Genomic DNA, 6,448 nt, shown 5'->3' with positions numbered 1-6,448 from the left:
AGATGGTATTGCATAGATCCAAATCGACTCGCGAAGCGCGTTTAAAAGTATGAAGACAAAACCCAAAAAAGTTGGCCTATCTAATTGACATCTGAGAGCTCATAATCTTTGCTCAAACGACGATACCAATTGGGCCATCCCAACGTAAGCTCTACCACCCACCGTTTGGGTAAAATCTCAAACTCTGGTCCATCGTGTTGAATAACCTCAACACGGGCTTGAATCATTAACCAAACGGCTAAAGCAAACTTATCCCCACTATAGCCCCCATCCATCCGTAACACTTGGACTCGCCGGAGGCACTGTCGATACTCATCCCGTAATTCCATGAGGGCATAAGCGCTGGCTAATCGCTCACTCGAGTTGGCGGCGGTAACCACGACCTTTAAGAGCAAACCCAATCTATCAACTAGCACATGACGTCTGTACCCTTTGACTCGTTTACCGCCATCAAAGCCGTAGACCTCCCCCTTTTATCCGCCGTTTTGACGGATTGACTATCGGTTGCTAACGCACTGGGGTGAGGAGATTTGCTCTGACGTAGGCGCTCACGCAAGGTATGGTTCATACACTACCAATGACCTTGACGTCGCCATTTATTGAAGTAGGCGTACACCGTTGAACTAGGTGGAAAATTATGAGTTAGGAGATGCCACGGACACCCTGTTTTGAGCTGGTAATAGATAGCGTTACAGATCGCCCTCATATCGACGATGCGAGGATGACCACCAGGCTTAGCTTCAGGGATTAATGGGGCCAGTATGCCCAATTCTGGAACGGTGAGATCGGTGGCGTAGGGGTTAGCAGACATCGCTTCAGCTCAGTTCAATACTTTGAACCTAAAGCTTGAAGCCGAGGATCTTCTCTCCAGAATTACTTTATAAGTAGCCTCTTAGTGATCATTTCAATGTCTTGCCTCTAGATTGCTGATAAAAGCAACAAAGTTGCAATTGCACCACCAAAGATAATCCATAACCGTTCCTGTAGAGTCAACCAATTTTTTGGGGATACTATATCCAACTTTGTTATCAATAATCCAGCAAGAGTTAGGACTATGCCGTAGGAGAGTAATAAGTAAAAGGGTATGGCGTTAAGGCTCGAAATAATAATGAAGTTGCTTTTGACTGAGTAGTGAGTGGCTAAATAAACAATAGAGCCAATTCCCATAGATAAAATGTAGGATACTAAATTGTATTCTTGATCCTCAGACTTTTTGCTCAACATATCTCTTAAGTCCTTTTGTATGAAGCTTTAGGTTGTTCACTAAAATGGCTCGATAACCTTCAAGATGCTTGGATCTATGACGATAGATAAGCAGGTAATATATATTTATTGATTTTGATATTTTTAAGCTAAGAGAAATAATTAAATTATAATAATTTTCTGCATCAAGGAAAAGCCTTGCTTTTGGCCTGAAAAATATTGATCAGAGTGAGGCTTTATTTAATTAATATTGAAAGAAAATATAATTGATGCATTGTTTATTTATTGCCATTTTTACTGATCAATGTATTCTTTTTTGCTGTAAATAATTGATCAAGAAAAAGGGAGAAGACTCTTCCCAACCACCCTAAAAAAAAGAGTGGTTGGGGTTCCTTAGGTTTTATGTGATTGCGTTGCCACTGGTGTCAGCAGCGATTGTAGCAGGGATTTTTTCGAACTTGAATCCCATTGCTCTTAGACAATGGAATAGATGTCCTTGCAAACAATAGAAGGCTAAGTAATAAGTAATGTTTGCTAACCAAGCACGTGATGTATAGAAACCATCAGCTAAGTCAGCGGTGTCCTTGAAGTAAGGAGCAATACCAAACTTAACTTCCAAAGCGGGTCCATAAAACTCAACTGGATACACAAAGGTATTAACGGCACAGAAATAAGCTGAAATAAATCCCATGATGGCGACTCCACCTAAAGAGGTTCCAATGAGTCCATCAGGTGTGTAAATTTTAATTCGAGATCCTAGATCTTGTTCCCATTTGAAGGGAGCTACATTAATGTGCCAAATACCTCCTGCAATATCAAACAGTCCAATAAAAAGATGGCCTGAAGCAAGATCGTCGACATTATCTACAAAGAATGGGTTAAAGCCTGGAGTTGACCAACCATATTTGAATACATTTCCGATCGTAGAACCGGGAGCTGCAACCTTCGTTACTTCTCCGACACTTGGATCGTAAATACCGTGAAACTTCATCCAAGCAACAAAGATCAACGATGCAAAACCGATAAAGAGAAGATGGTTTCCTAAAATGTATCCCAGTTGCTTAGGATCATCCCATTGAAAAGCAAATCTCTCAGTAGTGCCTCGTCCACCCTCTGTTAAATCAGAGGGGCCAATTTTTGAATGGAAATAGGCACCAAAGAAAAGTACCAGGCTGGCAACCATGTGAATGGCACCAATCTGAGTGTAAACGAACGTATTTGTAACGACCCCGCCTGGCCCAATTCCAAAGCCTTCTGCTGCTAGGTGAGGGATTAAAACAAGACCTTGGTCATACATGGGTAGACTCGGGTCAAAGGCTTGATTCTCTGAAAACGTATTAAATCCAACCCAAAACATAATAAGGGCGATTTGCAAGATATGGGCAGCGAGCCATTTCCCTTGCACAGAGGTATCTACCAAACGGCTATTGCCTTGATACCAAGGATATTCAGATTGATTGACACTTGCTGACATAAATTTTTCCCAAAATTTCTCAACATCTATAAGAATTTCTTCCTGACTAACTCAACAAGAATGACGAGCCAAAGATAGGTTCTGCCATCTTTTAGAGTAAAGAAAGGAAGTAAAAATTAGCCATTCGCTGCATGTGTAAAGCAAGAAAATGGCAGATATCCTCACACAAAAAATACTGATGTGAGAATATTTTTAATAGGAAATAGCTCTATTGCTCCGGAGACACATAGTAAATCTATGGATATGCCTGTAAGCTATATAGAGATAGGAATTTGTAATTAAGGTCCTGAAAACATAGGTGCAGGGGAAAGTCGATCTGACACCTATGGCTCAAAATAAGTTTGGAATTTATGAAGACAATGAGAAAAGTTTGTTTCTTAATGATTTAAAGATTTTCATCTTTTATGTTTCATGATTTATGAATTTCCTCATTTACGACGATATGCGCCTTTTAATGTTGATTCTTTTTATTACTAAAATAGTAACAGTAATGAAATATTTTGTTCTTTAAACTGTTAAAAGTTGATTTATTAAAAAGCATAGACTCAAATTGTATTTAATATTTATTTACAAACAACTGGCGATCATTAAAGCGATTTATTGCAACGCATTCTAAAGTTGGGGGCAAATAGTCGCGATTTTTTTATTGGGCCGTTGATTATTGAGATCATGAAATATTAACAAAATATGTAATTTTATAGAGTTTTAGTGAAAAGGTTGTACAAGATTTCTCTTTAAATCACTAATGCTGCTCAAAAAAATCAATGGATATCTAGCCTTCATCCAAATATATTCGTGATCTCTTTTTGCTCTGCAGCAACTACTAGCTGATTGTTAGGTGACCTGATCTTCCCCTATGATTTCCAGAATGTTTTAGACATCGGTTCTCAGGTTCATGGACTGAGGTTCAAGGTCTTTTCCTAAAGTCAATGGTTCAAAGGTAGTCGTTGTGTTCCTCAACAATCGCTAATGCAGTCCGCCTCCCAAACAACGCAACGCTTTCAGAAGCAGTAGATAAGGTATGGCCTTCTAGGTCAAGGCGAACAAAACTTTCTGCCAGTCGATAGAAGCTATGGAGTGCTAACGATAGCTATGATCCTTTTTGGAGACTTTCTGTCAATATCCAGGATTGCAGAGGTTGAGCAGATATATCATCTGGTACTGCTCTTTTAGCTGCATTTTTTGCCTCTCTGAGCGCTACCCATCCATCTGAAGAGACTGCCCTTCACCTGCCTTGCCTAATCCTTCCAGCCGTGAGGTAGATCTCTTCACTAGTTCAGAAGTCTCTATTCCTGAAGCCACCCATTTTTCAATTCCTGCTCCCTCAGCTTAGTGATTGTAGCTCTGCAATAAATCAAAGATTAGCTTATTTCGCTAGTTAACGGGTCTCTTCACGCACCTGAAAAATATTTCCTTCTGGGTCACAGGCATTACAAACACGAAAACCTGGGCCACTCCATTGTTCAGTGAAGACTTCGCCCCCCAGTTCTGCAGCAATTTCCCTGGCATCGGAGAGGCTAGGGACCGTAAAGAAAAACTTGAGGGCGGTTTGTTCTCGTCGTTCGGGTGGGGAAGAAATTGTGATGCCCTCAGCAATATGCTGAGGTATGGCATGAACAATAAGCTGAATATCAGGAGACTGCAGAACACTTAAGTCATCAGACTGATGAACTGTGGACATTTTTAAGACCGTTGCATAGAAGCCTGTAAGACGATTGAGATCTTTTGCATAAATAAACAAACAGTCCGGCTTTAGATGGACCTGACATCGGAAGTCCTCTTGTTAAAGAATTGATGGGTAGAACAAGGTATCAACCTAAACGAGCATCCCTCCTCAAGTCAGAAGATTAGTTCATACAAGCTGTTCCCATACCTTTACACTTGAATCACTACCTAAACCCTAACCGCTGATCGAGTAAGGTATATCGCTGCTTATCCTTGACCTGTCGAATTGCCATGCTGATTGCATTTTTGGGACCCACTAAGATCGCCAGTTTCTTGGCCCTCGTCAATCCCGTATAGAGCAGATTGCGGCTCAGCATAATGTAATGCTGCATATACATAGGCAAGATCACTACGGGATATTCCGACCCTTGACTCTTATGAATCGTGACGGCCCAGGCCAACCCAATTTCATTTAAGTCAGCCAGATCATAAGAAACAGACCGCTCAGCATATCGAACTGTCACGGCCACCTCTTCCAAATTGATCGCTTCGATCACCCCCATATCGCCATTAAAGACCTCGCGATTATAGTCATTAACCTGCTGAAGCACGCGATCGCCCACCCTAAGAATGAGTCCCCCTCGGGTTAACTCGGCTTTATTTGGACTGGGCGGATTAATCAATGCTTGTAGAACTTGATTAAGCTTGCGAGTCCCCACCTCTCCTCTGGTCATAGGACAAAGGACTTGTACATCTCGTGCCGCCACATATCCCAATTGCGGAATCAGGTCATTGATCAGTTCTTGGATGGCTTGCTGACCCTGCTCCGGCTCAGGTGCCCCAAGCCAGAGACAATCTGTTTTTGGCGCAGGGCTGACAGACTCTAGATGGGGGAACTTGCCTTGGTTAATCTGATGAGCATTTTGAATAATTTGGCTGGTTTGGGCTTGGCGAAAAACCTCCGTTAGTTCCATAACGGGAATCCGCTGGGCGGTAATCAGGTCCAGCAGCACATTTCCGGGTCCGACGCTGGGTAGCTGATCCGTATCGCCCACGAGCAACAGTTGAGCATTGGTATCTATGGCTTTAATGAGGGAATTGGCGAGAAACAGATCCAGCATCGATGCTTCATCAATCACCACCGCATCAGCAGGAATGGGGTGGTCTACCTCCCGCTGAAACTTCATGGTCTTAGGGTCAAATTCTAAAAGGCGATGGATGGTTTTCGCTTCGTGGCCCGTTACTTCGCTCAGTCGCTGGGCAGCCCGTCCAGTTGGAGACGCCAATACAATCTCTTTCCCCATCGCTTTCCAGAGGGCGACAATAGTTCGGGTGGTGAAGGTCTTCCCCGTTCCCGGTCCACCTGTGAGGATCACGACTCGCTGGCTAGCAGCCAACTCTACGGCCTGCTGCTGTTGCTCTGAGAGATGAACCCCCGTTTGAGCCATAAACCGATCGAGCCAACGGCGGACTCGCCCCTGATCGACTTCCAGGGGATTGGCGAGTAATTGGAGTAAGCGGCGAGACAGATGAAACTCCGCTCGAAAGAAGGGAGGGGCATAGCACAGCAGTTCTGTTGCATCCTCCCGTTCAAACTGTTCAACAATCAGCTCAGCGTCCGCGATCATGGCATGGATCAGATATTCCACTTGATCAGGCTTGGGATGATATTCGGGGAGGGCCAATCGCTTTACGGCCCGAGCGATGAGTTCAGGTTGAGGTAGATAGCAATGCCCTTCATCGGCGGACTCGCTGAGAACATGTAAGAGGCCACTACGATAGCGATACTCCGAGTGGGGAGGGATGCCCAGACTACGGGCAATTTGATCGGCAGTGATAAAGCCAATGCCATAGACATCCGTTGCCAGCCGGTAGGGATTTTGGGTAACGATATCGATGGCTTCGTCCCCATACTGCTTAAAGATTTTGACGGCATAGGTGGTGGAGACACCATGGCCCTGGAGAAAGACCATCACCTCTTTGATGGTTTTCTGGCTATCCCAAGCCGTCTGAATCAGTTTGACTCGCTTCTTGGCAATACCGGGGACTTCGGCTAGGCGCTCAATCTGGTTCTCGATAATATCCAGGGTTTCTAGGCCAAAATGA

2 protein-coding genes and 2 pseudogenes are annotated in these 6,448 nt (G+C 43.7%); all 4 read right to left on the bottom strand.

Features of this window, described 5'->3' with window-relative positions:
• Window positions 1–80: 80 nt before the first annotated feature.
• Window positions 81–811 (bottom strand): annotated as a pseudogene (locus tag Q0991_RS06020) (IS5 family transposase).
• A gap of 792 nt (window positions 812–1,603) precedes the next feature.
• A complete protein-coding gene (locus tag Q0991_RS06015; RefSeq protein ID WP_299486423.1) occupies window positions 1,604–2,677 on the bottom strand; it encodes a chlorophyll a/b binding light-harvesting protein in 1,074 nt (357 codons plus the stop codon).
• Window positions 2,678–4,055: 1,378 nt separating this feature from the next.
• Window positions 4,056–4,446 (bottom strand): annotated as a pseudogene (locus tag Q0991_RS06010) (VOC family protein).
• A gap of 120 nt (window positions 4,447–4,566) precedes the next feature.
• Window positions 4,567–6,448, bottom strand: a 1,882-nt coding sequence (locus tag Q0991_RS06005; protein WP_299486419.1) for an ATP-dependent RecD-like DNA helicase, incomplete at its 5' end; no start/stop codon positions are given.

This window comes from Acaryochloris sp. IP29b_bin.137 (assembly GCF_028285745.1).
Lineage (GTDB): Bacteria > Cyanobacteriota > Cyanobacteriia > Thermosynechococcales > Thermosynechococcaceae > Acaryochloris.
The sequence above is the reverse complement of the archived record's forward strand: the minus strand, read 5'-3'. Positions and strand labels throughout refer to the sequence as shown.